The 13959-nt window shown below is 43.2% G+C and carries 11 protein-coding genes; 2 read left to right on the forward strand and 9 right to left on the reverse strand.

All coding sequences use genetic code 11. The features are described from left to right. Position 1: 1 nt before the first annotated feature. The 4 genes from QXD64_05095 to QXD64_05110 form a co-directional block, all read right to left on the reverse strand. Positions 2-1708, reverse strand: a complete 1707-nt coding sequence (locus tag QXD64_05095; GenBank protein MEM3396688.1) for a tetratricopeptide repeat protein — start codon at positions 1706-1708, stop codon at positions 2-4. Then, positions 1669-5355, reverse strand: coding sequence for a hypothetical protein (locus QXD64_05100; GenBank protein MEM3396689.1), 3687 nt, complete (start codon positions 5353-5355; stop codon positions 1669-1671). Before QXD64_05100 ends, QXD64_05095 begins: the two co-directional genes overlap by 40 nt. Before the next feature lie 68 nt (positions 5356-5423). Continuing rightward, positions 5424-6113 (reverse strand): ATPase domain-containing protein, encoded by a 690-nt coding sequence (locus QXD64_05105; GenBank protein MEM3396690.1) that lies wholly within the window; start codon positions 6111-6113, stop codon positions 5424-5426. After that, on the reverse strand, positions 6101-6637 hold the full coding sequence (locus tag QXD64_05110; protein ID MEM3396691.1) for a helix-turn-helix domain-containing protein: 537 nt from the start codon (positions 6635-6637) through the stop codon (positions 6101-6103). Before QXD64_05110 ends, QXD64_05105 begins: the two co-directional genes overlap by 13 nt. A 210-nt stretch (positions 6638-6847) precedes the next feature. Here QXD64_05110 and QXD64_05115 point away from each other — a divergent pair, with 210 nt between their 5' ends. Then, positions 6848-8830, forward strand: coding sequence for a DNA topoisomerase VI subunit B (locus tag QXD64_05115; protein MEM3396692.1), 1983 nt, complete (start codon positions 6848-6850; stop codon positions 8828-8830). A gap of 5 nt (positions 8831-8835) precedes the next feature. Here QXD64_05115 and QXD64_05120 read toward each other — a convergent pair whose 3' ends face one another. The 4 genes from QXD64_05120 to QXD64_05135 are packed head-to-tail and all read right to left on the reverse strand — an operon-like array spanning position 8836 to position 12782. After that, positions 8836-9942: a NosD domain-containing protein gene (locus QXD64_05120; protein ID MEM3396693.1), complete on the reverse strand. Its 1107-nt coding sequence runs from the start codon at positions 9940-9942 to the stop codon at positions 8836-8838. 14 nt (positions 9943-9956) lie between these two features. Then, positions 9957-11006: a tyrosine--tRNA ligase gene (locus QXD64_05125; GenBank protein ID MEM3396694.1), complete on the reverse strand. Its 1050-nt coding sequence runs from the start codon at positions 11004-11006 to the stop codon at positions 9957-9959. 49 nt (positions 11007-11055) lie between these two features. Next, a complete protein-coding gene (gene guaA, locus QXD64_05130; protein ID MEM3396695.1) occupies positions 11056-12003 on the reverse strand; it encodes a glutamine-hydrolyzing GMP synthase in 948 nt (315 codons plus the stop codon). A gap of 5 nt (positions 12004-12008) precedes the next feature. Continuing rightward, positions 12009-12782, reverse strand: a complete 774-nt coding sequence (locus QXD64_05135) for a PAC2 family protein (GenBank protein ID MEM3396696.1) — start codon at positions 12780-12782, stop codon at positions 12009-12011. A gap of 109 nt (positions 12783-12891) precedes the next feature. Here QXD64_05135 and QXD64_05140 point away from each other — a divergent pair, with 109 nt between their 5' ends. After that, the gene (locus QXD64_05140; GenBank protein MEM3396697.1) at positions 12892-13725 is read left to right on the forward strand and encodes a helix-turn-helix domain-containing protein; all 834 of its coding nucleotides are present in this window, start codon (positions 12892-12894) and stop codon (positions 13723-13725) included. Between the two features lie 28 nt (positions 13726-13753). Here the strand turns inward: QXD64_05140 and QXD64_05145 are convergent. Beyond that, a partial coding sequence (locus QXD64_05145; protein MEM3396698.1) for a hypothetical protein occupies positions 13754-13959 on the reverse strand: 206 nt, incomplete at its 5' end.

A 13959-nucleotide genomic window follows, 5' to 3' on the forward strand; every position in this document is an offset into this window, starting at 1 on the left:
CTTATTTCTTCTTTTTCTTTTCCTTCCTACTCTTCTTTTGCTTTATCCCCATTGCAAGGTCAGCATATTTCAACGCTAAATCGTATTTCTCCTGTTTTAGATAGAGATAGGAACGGTTTGCAAGGGCTTCCTTGAAGCCTGGCTTGAGCTTTGTCGCTCGAGAGTAACAGCGTTCCGCTTCTGCGAATTTGCGCCCTATTAAATATAGATTCCCTAGGTTATTCCAGAGTTCAGGCATTGAGGGTTGCACCCTCACGCCATTCGCATAACACTTGATTGCATGTTCATCCTCTCCCTTTGCATGCAGAATATTTCCGTAGAGCAGCCAGGCAATTGCGTTGTTTGGATCGACATCCAACGCATGATAAACTTCAAACTCTGCATCCTCGTATCTCTCCATCTTGTAAAACGCATACGCCTTCAGCAGTTTCAGTTCGCCAAAATTCGAAAATGTAGTTTTTGCCAGCCGAATCATTTTTGGTTCGTTAACACTTTCGCCCTTCTCCTCAAGCATCTTTCTTATGTAATCCATCGCATTTTTTTCAGCACGGAGACAATATCTCATTGCCAGCACATAGTTTAGATGCACGCAACTTTCATAAGCATTTTTTATGTCAAACTCAATCCAATTTTCTACCTGATCTCGTTTTCCTAAGATTTTCTTGTAATCTAAGAGCAGATTTCCCCCAACGACACCAAGCAGATAAAAATCTATTAGCCCAAAGTGGAGATAACCGCTGTAGGTCATTATTGCAGGTGGAGGTGCACCTCCACCCATTGTGATGAGCAAATGCTTGAATGTAATTCCACCGCCCACTATAGCTGCAAAGAGGAAAAGAGTAGAAAGAAAATTCATTTTGTAGTTTTCAACCTTCGGTAATTTTTTGAGTGAATAGGCCAGAAGGGAGATACCGGCAATTGCGAAAACTATGTAAACCACGAGTCGAAATAGCCAGTCTCGAATTATTATGATGTAGAAATTTTCACATAGTGGAATAAAGTAAAGCAGAAAAACGCCGACAGCAGTTATGAGTAGAAAGCGATTTTCATTTTTTTCCAGTCCTTTTATCTCTCTTCTAGCGGCAAATATTGCAGATGCAAAAATCACCCCGAGAAACAGAGAGTAAACCAACGCAAAGCTGTCTATGTTGAGGAGGAAAAAGTTGTTCGGTGTGTACAGGATATACAGAAAGCCAAGAAAGTAGCCCAGAAGGAAGATTAGGAAGGAATATGCAGCAAGGTTCACAAGAAAATCTGTTTCAAGGGAGATGAACTTTTTCTTGTATCTTTCTCTGAAGGGCTTTCTTGAAAACAGTTTGTCCACAATTGTAGGAACAGTGTTGATTGCTGTGTCGTCAAACTCCATTTTCCTGATGAAGTTTCGTTGCTGTTCGCTCAACGCCTTTTGTTCTGCAAGCACCTCAGGCAATGGAAGTTCTTCCAGTCTAAACTCTGGCTTTTTCACCTCTTTTTGTGGTTCTAACTGCGGTTGCTCCACCAGCGTTTCAGAAACCGCCTTCTCAGTAAGCTGTTCTTGGTTTTCCTTGTCCTCCCGCACCTGTTCAACCTGTTCTGCACCTGCACTGTTTTCCTGGATGTATGGCTCAACAGGTAGGTTTTCCTCCTCCTCTGGAATTATCACACCGCAATTAGGGCATTCGTTTCCTTTCAGCTTTGTTCCGCAAATCGGACATTCTTTTTTAGCCATTTTCTCCTCCATAATATAGGTATTAAGATTAAACCGGCAAAAATGAGAATGTTTTGCGAATGTTCTGGCACATTAGCACCCTTTTCTGTAGCAATGTCCGTCCATCCATACCATGAACTGCTATCTGGATAGCGGATGTAGGAAACACCTGATTGGGAAGATGGAATTGTAACACTGTCTATCGTGGTTGTACTAAATCTCAACGCAACGATTGAATCTGTTGTCACCTCTATGCTCACAACATAATGTGTCGCAGTAGTGTGCTCTGTAATGTGCACAACCGCATATGTCTCATTAGGATATAAAACAACAACTCTATAATTGTGTAGATCAATACCAGATGGGTTATAAATTTCGACCCATTCATTGGAAATTTCATTCAGGTATGGTCCCGGATTTCTTGTTCCCAAAAATGCCCCGTTCTCGTTGAGCATTGTATCGGAAAAATCAAATTCCTTCTTCCAGTTGGTCATGTAGAAGAGTACATTCACCTCCTTTGGAAGATTTGTTGAAGCCATAATTTCAATTCTGTAGGCATCAGGCACCGCAAGAATGGTTGCGTTTAGTTCATGCCAGAGCCATTGCTCACCTCTCGCAATTCCCTGGAATCCATAGAGTTTTGCACTTTTAACTTTTCCAGCAGTGCCAAGAACCTCAATTTTGTATTCGGCACCAATTGGTCCGACCATGTAACCAGAGCCAGGATATTTGTCAGCATCAATGTAAACGATGCACGCATCCTCTGAGTTAGGAATTGTGGTGTTTATCTCATGGACATCAACAACATTTCCTGGCTGTAAATAACTCTCATTTCTCCTCTCAAAATCATGGAGCACAACAGCACCACCCAGCATTCTTCCATAGCTACTTAGATAGAAAAATGCCCTGTTTTCTTCTGTGTGCATCCCAAACCCAGCAATGTCCACATTTCTGGATGTGCCTTCCTTTTCGTTTTCACGACCTGGTGTTGGCATACCTACACCTGCACGTACATCATTTTCTCTGTCTCCATATTTTGGAATCCCTTCCCAATCAGCAAAGCCCCCATCAATCGTAAGATTCTGCTCTGCCTCAAAAATGTAAGAGAAGAAAGGAGCGACAGGGTAGACAGTAACTTCGCTTTCCTCCACCTCCACAGAAGCAATCTCAAGACAGAGAGTGGCTCTGCTGTCATTCAGTGGCTCAACCATCAGAGTAAAGTTTCTTGCAGTTTCTTGTTCAAGCGAGAGATTGAGAGGAAAAAGAATACTCTGGTAATCTATAACACCACTTACATTTGTCCCATCAAACGAGAGCCAGTAATTACAATCATCCAGTTTTGCAGTGCTTCCGTTTACGAGATTGAAACAGAGATTTTTGAGCATCGTTGGCTTTCCCGTCTGCCAAACTGTAAGTTGCATGAAATCCGATTTGTCAGCGAGCACATCGGGAGCAACAATTCTCTGATAAACTTCAGTTGCGCCCTTTGGATTCACAAATCTGGGTGATGCTTCCTCTGAAATTGCATCCGTGAAGACAAACTGGAGGGCTGCACTTGCACTTAGTGCTTTGGATGCCACAAAAACTCCTTCAACTGCCTTCCCGTCCTTTCCCAGAGCGCATTTAAGGTCATAAGGACCAAATCTCTGGTTGCCAGCGATTATGTAGTAAACAGAGGAGGTAATAAATCCACCCCATCCAGTCAATTCTATCTCATAGCCAGTGCCTGCGGCAATCACATTGCCGCTCTCAAATCTTGCTCCTGTCTCTGGAATCCCATCTTCATCCACAAATCCAACAACACACTCTGCTCTCTCGCCAAAGAAAGTGGTTCTTGTGAAGCCGATTGTAAAGTATAGCTTGCCGTCAAAGAAGTAAGAGGAGGCAGTTGTTATGTTCTTTCCATTCCATTTTCCATATAGGGTAACTTGCTGTGCGGCAATGAGATTCTGCCAGTCACTGAAATCTCCATCAATTACCACTGGTGGTTTGGGAAGCAGGAAAAATCCTAGGAGGGGGAGAAGGAAGAGAAGCAAGGCAATCAGTGCAGCCATTCTTTTTCGCAATGCCCTTCCAATCTCTTTCTGTTTCTCACGCTTCAGCTTTTCGCCATAAGCCAATGCCCTTCCGTTTATCAATCCCCTTCCATTTATCAAACCCTTGCCGTTTATTAGCCCCGTCTTTAAAAGAAGTTTTTTGCCATTCACAAGTCCCTGGCTCAGGATTGCCTCGCTTGGAGTTTTGATTTTTCCATTCACCTTACCATTAACAAGTCCTTTTCCATTTATCAAGGGCTGACCAAGGAATTTCTTACCATTCACAAGGCCATACTTCATGCCTGCTTTGTCCACAACATCAATACCAGGTGTCTCCCTTCCTCTCTCACCTTTTCCGAGGACTTCCAAACCAATCTCAGGAACAAAAAACTCACCACTGTATCGCTCGATCTTGACTTTTAAGTTAGTACCTACGACTTCCGCAGAGAATAGCCCATCTGATAGATTTTCTATGTCTGGGAAAAGTTTTGTGCAAGTATGGATAGCAAGAGCCCGTGCATTTGAAATTTTTATGCAGGTAGTAGTAAAGAATTTGATAGCTGTATCAGTATCATATCTAAGTAGGCTTTCGTCTAGGAAATCAAACACTGCAAGAACTTTTGGAAAATCTGCCACTGTCTCCAGGCCTTTAGTTATGCCCATCCCGAAGTTTGCAATATCTCCATCACACACGATTTTTCCATCTTTTTCCTCGACACCAACCACTTTCTTGGTTTTGTGGGTGCACCAGTCAACAAGTATGATACTCTTTCCAATTCTTTTTTCAACATCTGGAATTCCAAGTTTGAGAAAGTCGAGCCACTTCTGAGCGGAAATGCGCGTGCATGTGAGCACAAGTGCACCCTCGCTCTTCAGGAAGACAGAGAAGAGGTCTAAATAGAGCGGAAGAAGGATTTCAGTGTCAGATGCAACTACTAAAAAGTTTGTTCCTCTGTCTACCTCTTTCAGCATCTCACTGAGCTTACCAGGGATTTCAATCGTGTCACTGAAGGCACCGAAATAGATGTCGTTTAGCACAACTTTGTATTCCGATTTTTCCCTGTATCGTTCGTAAATCTCTTCGCAAATTTTGCGTGTGATTTTTCTTGCTTCTGGCTCTGCAAAACTGAAAATTTTAAAAAACCTGGAAAAAGCATCAGCTAAAATTTTTATGGCATTCTCTCTGTTGATTTTGTCTGTGTTTATTATTACTTTTCCCACCTTTGCTTCTGCATGGAAACCAGGATTCTTTTCCATGAATTCTCTGAAAATCTCGTTCAGTTCCTCGCTGAGTTTCCAGTTATTTGTTTCTAAAATTTCTGTAAAAATTAGTGTATATATTTCAGAGACAGGTTCTACTGGGAACTTCTCCTCTTTGACTAAAAGTGATTCTGGCACATACTTTTTGAATTCATCATCCAACTCATTGATGCGAGTGATAAACTTTTTTCTTGCGGTTTCTCCATGAACTGTGGTAATAACTTCCACAACGACAGGAAAAATTTCACCTAGTGCCTTCAACGCTTCCTCGCTATCCTCAACAGGAAATCTTATCACCAGGTCCTTTGTGACCACGAGGTTAGAGAGGATGGGATGCTTTTTTGCTACCTTCCTTATCCCAACTCTAAGCATATCTAGATGGATAAGGTTCCTGTGTTCTCGAAGAAGTTCTTGAACTGTTCTTCTAAACTCCTCCAGCGTCAGACCACCTTCTCACTTGCACCTATCTCCAGTCCTCTATCTCCGATTATAAAGGGGTGTTTTGCAGTATCATGCTTTGTAAAACGCATCTTTCTTATCAATATTGTCCTTCTCAAAGTGCCTTTTATCTCTTCAAGCCCAAGGACGATGAATGCATCGCAAACAAACTGCTCAACTCCAAACCGCGTGTAGGGTCCGTTTTCAATGCTTTCAGTTGTGAGCACTGCAGTAACCCTCTTTTTCTTTAAAAATCTGGTAAAACCAAACAAATGCTCCCTGAATTCTTCTACGGTTCGGTAATGGAGCCCAATAGCTGTGATGGAATCAATTACAAGTCGCTTGATTGCTTGCCTTTCTAGAAAATCCTCGATAAATTGCTGGAGTGTAGGGAAATCAAGCTGAATTTCCTCTCCACATATCTCACCAAGGTCTATGAGCCAGAACTTGTCTGTATCTTCGGGATTCATTCCGAATCCGGAAATTGCCTGAAGATAGTCCTCCTTAGGGGCTTCTATTGTAATCACCGCACTGGGTTCGTTGAGGAAACGAGCACCGAAGAAAGCATACTGTGCACTGAAAAGGGTTTTACCACTTCCAGCCACTCCAGAAACAAGGTTGACAGTGCCTTCAACAAAGCCACCATCGGTAAGCACATCAAAGCCGGGAATTCCTGATTTTACTCTCTGCATTTAATCATCTCCTCAAGTCGCTTTATCACTTCTTTATTTGTGAGATATTCCAGCACCTCTCGGGATAAGTTCTTTACACTATGGTTGAGCACAACCTCTGCAGCTGTGCTTCCTACTCTGGTTTTTATCAAAGAGAGCACCTCGTACGGGTTTTTTGTGTTCGTGTTCAGGTGCTGGCTGAAAAGTGATGCATAGGATTGAAGCAGGGAATTTGCCAGGATATCAAGCTTACCCTCATCCAGCGAGAGTACCTCCAGATTGAGGAGAAGCACTACCTGTTTTTTTGCTAATGAATAAACCTCGGTTTTCCTTATGTGTTTCCGCTTTATCTCTTCCTGGACAATACCCTTCTCTGCAAGCTTTTTCAGATATTTTTTCGCAGTGGCAATGTGAATTTTGAGGGCTTTGGCTACATCCGTCGCGGTTCCCTCTCCGTTAAGGTATAGATGTTCTAGAATTTTCACTGTTACAGGTTCACTGAAGAGCTTTGCCATTTCCACAAATTCTCTGAACTTTTCCGACATAACTTCACACATCGTGAAATTTACTAAGAGTATGTGCGAAACTTGCGTAAGCTAATTTGTTTTTATACATATACTTTTTCAATTAAGTTTAAACTTCATAAAGTTATGCCTCATGGGCAGAAATATTGGATAACCAGATAATACAATACTGCTCTAGATACCACATTATGACTAAAAACCATAATATACCCAGAAATCTTCATCGGTTTGATGAGAAAGGCAAAGGTGTCCATTGCTGAGGAACTTGCGAAGAAGCAAAAAGAAATTTCCGTGGCTGAATTTTTTGAGAAGAATCGCCAGATTTTAGGTTTTGACAATCCAAATCGTGCATTACTCACTGCAGTAAAAGAAGCTGTGGACAATTCGCTGGATGCCTGTGAGGAAGCAAACATTCTGCCAGAAATAACTGTGAAAATCACGAAAAAGAGCGAAGAGGTGTACTCTCTTACAGTAGATGATAATGGTCCTGGGATTGTTAAAAAGCAGATTCCGAATGTGTTTGCTCGCCTACTCTATGGTTCAAGATTTCACGCTGTGCGACAGAGTCGAGGCCAGCAGGGAATTGGCATCTCTGCAGCTGTGCTCTATGGTCAGCTAACTACGGGAAAGCCAGCAAAGGTGATTTCAAAGATTGCAGAGGAGGATGCTGCGCATCTCATGGAGCTGAAGATTGACACAAAGCAGAATCTACCAGAAATTGTGAGCAGGGACATGATAATCTGGGACAGGAAACACGGGACAAGTGTCGAAATTGAACTTAAGGGCAGGTACTTTCGGGGAAGGCAGTCAGTAATGGAGTATCTGAGGAACACTGCAATTGTGAACCCACATGCAAAAATCACGCTTGTAGAGCCAGATGGAAACACAATTGTTTTCGACAGAGTGAGCCAGGAAATGCCACCCCAGGCAAAAGAGATAAAGATACATCCATATGGGCTTGAAATAGGAATTCTCACCAGAATGGTGAAAGAGACAGAAAAGAAAACGGTTAGAGAGTTTCTGGTTTCTGAGTTTTCGTCTGTAAGCAAGAGGGTGGCTGATGAGGTCCTTGCGAAAACAGGCATTGCAGGGGAGAGAGAGGTGAAGACGCTCACCCAGGAGGAGATGCAGAAGTTAATTTCTGCATTTGGAAATGTGAAGTTGATGCCCCCATCTGCAGAATGTCTCTCGCCCATTGGGGAAAAACTGATAAGGAAAGGGCTTAAGAATGTGCTAGGGAATTTGAAGCCAGCGTTTTATGCACCACCTGTAACAAGACCACCTTCAGTTTATCAGGGGAATCCGTTCATCGTGGAGGTGGGAATGGTTTATGGAGGTGAGATTCCTGCAGATCAACCGGTGCAAATTTTACGGTTTGCGAACAGAGTGCCTCTGCTCTTCCAGCAGGGCTCCTGCCTCTGCACGCTTGCAGTTGAGCGCGTGGACTGGCGACGCTACGGGCTTGAGCAGAGAGGAGGGAAGGGTGTGCCCATAGGTCCAGCAATAATTTTAATTCATGTTTGTTCCACGAAAGTGCCATTCACTTCTGAGGCAAAGGAAGCGATTGCAGACATCCCTGAGATCAGCAGAGAAATCGAGCTGGCGTTGATGCAGTGCGGGCGGAGATTGAAAACACACCTGAGCAAAACCGCAAGAAAGCAGAAATCAATGGAGAAGTTCAAGATAATCAGAGAGATTTTACCGAAAATTGCAGAGAAGAGTTCGAAGATGCTCGGAAAACCGATGCCTCCACTAGAACCAGTCATAACAAAAATAATGGATGTGGTGCATGTGGAAGAAAATTTTGAACTGAAAGGTGACAGAGCAGAGATAAAATTAACAGTGACAAACTACATGAGCCAGGCAAAGACATTCAGGGTTTATACTGAGATTGAGGAGGGCAAACTTATTCCTGAAAGTGTGGAACCCAGAATTGATGAGAATCTGGAGAATGTGAAAATTGGGTGGCTGATTAAATCACTCCCGCCAGCAAAATCCACTGTGATAAAGTTTTCTGTGGGCGAGGTGAGTGAGGACTTTGAGGGTTTTGATTATTTTATCTCTGGAATTGACCCTGTGCATGTGCTGGGGGCTGAGGCACTGCCAGGAGATTGGGACATAAAGATGGATTTTATGCCAGTTGATGTGGAAGTTGTGGAGGAGGAAGAGGAGGGAGAAACAGAGGAGGAAGTGCTTGAGGAGGATGGAGAATAGTGGTTTTATTTTCGTCTCTTTCTGATGGGTATACAAGATGCAAGGAGGCACGGCCCAAACATCGCAAACAGAAGCATTAGGGAGCACTCTGGCACAGGGCTACCCAAAGGATACCAATCGCTTGCTCCAGCACCGCCGTCAATTGGGTAGGCATTTGCACTGCCCCAGCCACTGCCATCCCAGTTACTCCAGTAGTTGCCTCCTTTTATGCTTCCAAACGCAAAGCACCAGGAGTTGTTTCCAGAATCATCGTGTGCCTGGCATTTTCCACTTACTCCTTTGCCTGCACCGTGATTCTGGAAGAAATTGTTGTAGTATATCTGATTTCCAGTAGAGTTTTCGGTTAGGTTTACTCCATAACCTCCGTTGTTTGCAATTGTGTTGTAGAAAATTGTGTTGTTGTTAGAGGAGAGAAGAACAATACCATGGAACCAGCTGTTGGAAACATTGTTGTTTAAAATGTCCGTGTCGCAGGTGAAATAAAGTAGAATTCCCCAGGCACCATTGTCCGTAACTAGATTTCCATCTACTGTAATGTTGGCAGATTCTCTTATGAAAACACCATACACATTGTTTTTTATTGTGTTGCCATAAATACTGCAGTTGTGGGCACTTCCGAGAATTAATGGATAATTGTTTGAGGTAATTTCATTGTTTGTCATTGTAACATTGTTTGAGTTTCCAATTCCCAACGCAATGTAGTTTTGGGTAAGGTTGTTTCTCTCAACTACACCATTCGTGAGATTCATCAGGAGGATACCAGAACCATACTGTGGCTCTGAACTGGCAGTGGTGTTTTTTGCTGTACAATTCCTTATCACAAAATACGCAGTGGTATTTTCAATCCAGATACAATAAGTGCCACCATTTGCATCTATTTCCCAGCCCTCAATTACATAGGGGTCACTTTGTGTGCCAGAACCAGAGACAACACCATTGGCAGAGGTGAAATCGCTGTTTCCAATGATGTGGATTGGAGAATGCTGGCTCAGTAAAGTATGTCCGTTCTCACCAACCACATTGGAGCCCTCAGTTTGCCACTGGAAAACTGGAAATATACAGAGAAATATGGTTGCAAGAATAAAGCTTACACGCAGAAAGAATGGTCTCATACACCAACCTCCTTTTACCTCGTCACCTTTATTCTCTTTAACTTCTCCAGATTCTCGCCATTTTTGCTATAATATTCCCTCACGCTTTCAAGGATTTTAACAAGGGCATCAGCCACTGCCGCTTTCAGGTCTGCAGGATGCAGTTTATCCTCAGCAAACACTTTTTCCAGTTCCTCTGGGCTGTTTAATGTGAGATTGCCGCCAAATTTCTCGTCTCGCACTATCTCCAATTTTCCGAACCTCGGAAACACAATGTGCCTAGCAATCTCAATTACTGGATTGCCCTCAATCACTTTCTGCGGGCAGTATGCTTTCTTCATTTTTCGCCTTATGTCCTCTGGAGCATCATGGAGGAAGATGCAAGAGTCAGGATTGCTCTTGCTCATCTTGGCATCTGCAATATCCATTCTCCCTGTGCTCTGCAAGCTGGAGAGCAGAGGTGTGTGCAAAGCCACGAATTTTTTTCTGCCAAGTTTTTCACGCAATTCCCTTGCCAGCATGTGGGCCTTTCGCTGGTCCATTCCACCGTAGGCAACATCCACATCAAGCTCAAAAATGTCAGCAACTTGCATGCAGGGGTAAATCAGTTTTGAAGTGTCGCTCTCGCTCTCATCTTCCTGCCGCCCCATTATTGTGAGTGTTCTCTTTATTCTGGAAAGCGTTGAATTTTTTGCAACAAGAATTACCTTCTCCCAGTAGTCCTTTGAGTTCACAAGCTCCTCTGCAAAAACAAACTTGGTTTTCCCAGGGTCAACACCGAGAGCCAGAAACGAATCTCTCATGTAATTTCCCGCAATCTTTATGTTCTCAAGATTACCGCCAAGCTTGTCGTTTATGTGGGCATGCCAGTCAGCGAGAAGAATCGTAACAGTGAAACCTGCCCTCTGCAAGTCCTTTATTTTTTCTGCACAGATAATGTGGCCAATGTGCATGAATCCAGATGGCTCAAACCCGATGTATGCCTTTGGACTCTCCACAGTTTGCAGAATTTCTCGCAATTCTTCCAGCGTTACAACCTCTGCGGTGTTTCGCATTACCAGATTGACGCTTTCTTCAATGTCCATAGTGAAGCCAACAGCAAAGATGAATAAAATCTTTTTTATTGCCTAATTCTTACTCCCACTCGATAGTAGCAGGCGGTTTGTGGGAAATGTCATAAACAACTCTGTTTACCTTCTCCTTAAGTTCGTTGGTAATTCTTATTGAGATCCGTTCTAGAACTTCATGGGGAATTTTTGAATATTCTGCACTCATAGCGTCTATGGACTCTACAGACCTCACAGCTACGGTGTAGCCATAGGAGCGAACATCTCCATGAACCCCAACGCTTTTGATGGGTAGCAAAACGGCGAAGTACTGCCAGGGCTTCTGCATCTTTCCATCTTTCACCGCTGCCTCAATTTCCTCTTCTACGATCGCACATGCCTCACGAACGATCTCTAAACGCTCCTCATTAACCTCTCCTAAAACCCTTATTGCTAGACCTGGCCCAGGAAATGGCTGTCGATCGTGCACTGGAATGCCAAGATATGCGGCCACTTTTCTAACCTCATCTTTATATAGGTCACGTAACGGCTCTACCAGCTTCAAATTCATCTCTTTGGGCAATCCCCCAACATTATGATGCGACTTAATTGTGTCCCTCAATCCATCACCACTTTCTATCCAGTCAGGTGCAATCGTACCTTGAACAAGGTATTTTGCACCAAAATCTTTCGCTTCTCGCTCGAACACTCTAATAAATTTCTCTCCAATGATTTTTCTCTTTGCCTCTGGGTCAACAACACCCTTCAATGCATCAATGAACTCTTTTCTGGCATCTACGATTTTGTAGTTAATCCCAAGTTTCCTAAGTGTAGTCTCAACATCATGTGTTTCATTTTTTCTCATCAAACCAGTGTCAACATAGACAGCAAGAAGATGTTCTCCTATTGCCCTTGCCACAATCGCTGCAGCTGTAGTGCTATCCACGCCACCGGAGCAGGCAATAATTGCCTTGCCTCTCACCTCTTCATTGATTTTCTTCACGCTCTCGTCGACAAAAGTTCTGGGGTCAAACATAGAATTCACCCATACATTGTATGGAAGGAATCTATTTCATGTTTTTCAAGACTCATTTTTGCCTTCTCAACAGATTCCTTAAACATTTTCTCGAACATTGCTGCCTGGGCTTCGAGGGGAGTAACATCAATTTCTATATCTGGAAGGAGTTCGTCGATGGTATGCACAATCCTAATTGCGGCTCTGGCATCTGGCATCCGAGGATTGCTTTCAGCGAGCAAGCAGAGCACATCAATACCATTCAACTCACCATCTGCCAACAGCATGCCGGAGATTCCAGAAATTATCCCGTCTCTCAATGTGGTGATTTTGTGTTCTTCCAGCAACTTCCTTACTTTTGGAGTAGAACCCACTCCGTATATTCCAGGTGTTTCTTCTGGCGACCCGTTATAGACCACGCCTTCTGGTGAGATAATCATTGAGCATTTTCTTGTTTTCGCCAATTCGAGGATGAGGTCCGAAATTTCCTTCGTTAGAAGTGGGTCAGGTACAAACTCGGACAGAAAAACAAACATTTTATCATTTCCATAAATTCTTACGGGGTGGGAGGGAACGGAGTTGCGGACGATTGCTACAGGCGGAAAATAATCCGAGACGATGGTTGCGATTCTTTCCAGTTTGAAACTATCCACCAAAAAATTTCCAACGATGCTTCCGATTAAGCCAACGCTAGGAAATGCTTCGATGAACACAGCATTCTCGCATTTTATCCGCTTTCTTTCAACAAGCCTAACACTTTTTTCAATTATCTTTTTCTTCACAATTTCCTTGTGGGTCATTGAAACACCAACGCAGAGATTGGTAAGGGGTAAATAAAATTATTTCTTTGCGGTTGAGATATGTTTATATATTAACAACGCATTAATGTTACGGCATCTGGTGAACTGTATGGCAGATGAGGATTACAGCGAGTATTTAGCCAAACTTGAAGAATTGGGGCTTTCACCATACGAGGCAAAGGCCTACCTTGGGTTAATAAGAGGGGGTGAAATTACAGCGATCCAGGTTTCTGAGATATCCGGGGTGCCAAAAACCAGAGTTTATGATGTTCTCATGACCCTTGAACGAAAGGGTTTCTGTCAGTCTCACCCAGGAAAGGTAACAAAGTATCTTGCGATTTCTCCAGATATTGCTCTGAAGGGCTACCTTGAAACAATGAAGCAGCAACTCACTGAGACCATAGCGAGAAGAGAGGGAACTGCAAACTTTCTGATGGAAAAATTGAAGGAGATAGGAGGACAATATGCAAGAGAGGCCCCTACAGGTGAATATGTTTGGGTTTTGAAGGACCCGAACGCAATTGCTGCCAGTTATGCAGATACTGCAAGAGCAGCAGAAGTAGAGATTCTAACTTTAGAAAAGGCACCCTATGCCCCTTCCGAAGTTCAGTACTTTGCCACATTTGAGGCATTGGAAAAAGGAGTGAAGGTGCGTTCAATCTATCAGTCAGACCCCGAGTCACTGAATCCAAAAATAATCCAACTTGTGAAGATTTTGCATAGGAAAGGGGGCGACATCCGTTTTATTGAGAATGTCCCAAGTAAATTTGCCCTTTTTGATGACAAGGAAGTGTGGCTCGCATTGGAAGACCCACTAAGTTTGAGGAGGGATTTTGTCGCACTAGTTATAAAGCATCTCGGTGCTGTAAGGCCGTTTAAAGAGTTGTTTGAAAAATTGTATGCAGAGGCAATACCATTTGAGCAAATGGAAAAACTCTTCTAAGTTGTTCTTCTGTATCTGGCTACTCGGGTCATAAAGAATAGCCATTACAAATCTTTATTTGGGAGAGGCATATAAAAACCTCCTTGGGTAGAAAGGAAGCATTCGCAGTGTGTCCCATTTGGAGCAAGATGGGACACCCTCTCTTTTCTAAGTAATGTCTCCATGCATCCATATTCCCAATTGAAGTCTCACCCAGTGCCTCAGTATAATACCTATCATGCTGATGTGTGCCAT

This window comes from Thermoplasmata archaeon, from assembly GCA_038874435.1.
In the GTDB taxonomy this organism is placed as follows: domain Archaea; phylum Thermoplasmatota; class Thermoplasmata; order Lutacidiplasmatales; family SKW197; genus SKW197.

What these genes read in the sequence shown, in the direction of transcription:
- QXD64_05095 (MEM3396688.1), bottom strand. Translation starts at nt 1,708, where the DNA reads ATGGCTAAAAAAGAATGTCCGATTTGCGGAACAAAGCTGAAAGGAAAC.
- QXD64_05100 (MEM3396689.1), bottom strand. Translation starts at nt 5,355, where the DNA reads ATGCTTAGAGTTGGGATAAGGAAGGTAGCAAAAAAGCATCCCATCCTC.
- QXD64_05105 (MEM3396690.1), bottom strand. Translation starts at nt 6,113, where the DNA reads ATGCAGAGAGTAAAATCAGGAATTCCCGGCTTTGATGTGCTTACCGAT.
- QXD64_05110 (MEM3396691.1), bottom strand. Translation starts at nt 6,637, where the DNA reads ATGTCGGAAAAGTTCAGAGAATTTGTGGAAATGGCAAAGCTCTTCAGT.
- QXD64_05115 (MEM3396692.1), top strand. Translation starts at nt 6,848, where the DNA reads ATGAGAAAGGCAAAGGTGTCCATTGCTGAGGAACTTGCGAAGAAGCAA.
- QXD64_05120 (MEM3396693.1), bottom strand. Translation starts at nt 9,942, where the DNA reads ATGAGACCATTCTTTCTGCGTGTAAGCTTTATTCTTGCAACCATATTT.
- QXD64_05125 (MEM3396694.1), bottom strand. Translation starts at nt 11,006, where the DNA reads ATGGACATTGAAGAAAGCGTCAATCTGGTAATGCGAAACACCGCAGAG.
- guaA (MEM3396695.1), bottom strand. Translation starts at nt 12,003, where the DNA reads ATGTTTGACCCCAGAACTTTTGTCGACGAGAGCGTGAAGAAAATCAAT.
- QXD64_05135 (MEM3396696.1), bottom strand. Translation starts at nt 12,782, where the DNA reads ATGACCCACAAGGAAATTGTGAAGAAAAAGATAATTGAAAAAAGTGTT.
- QXD64_05140 (MEM3396697.1), top strand. Translation starts at nt 12,892, where the DNA reads ATGGCAGATGAGGATTACAGCGAGTATTTAGCCAAACTTGAAGAATTG.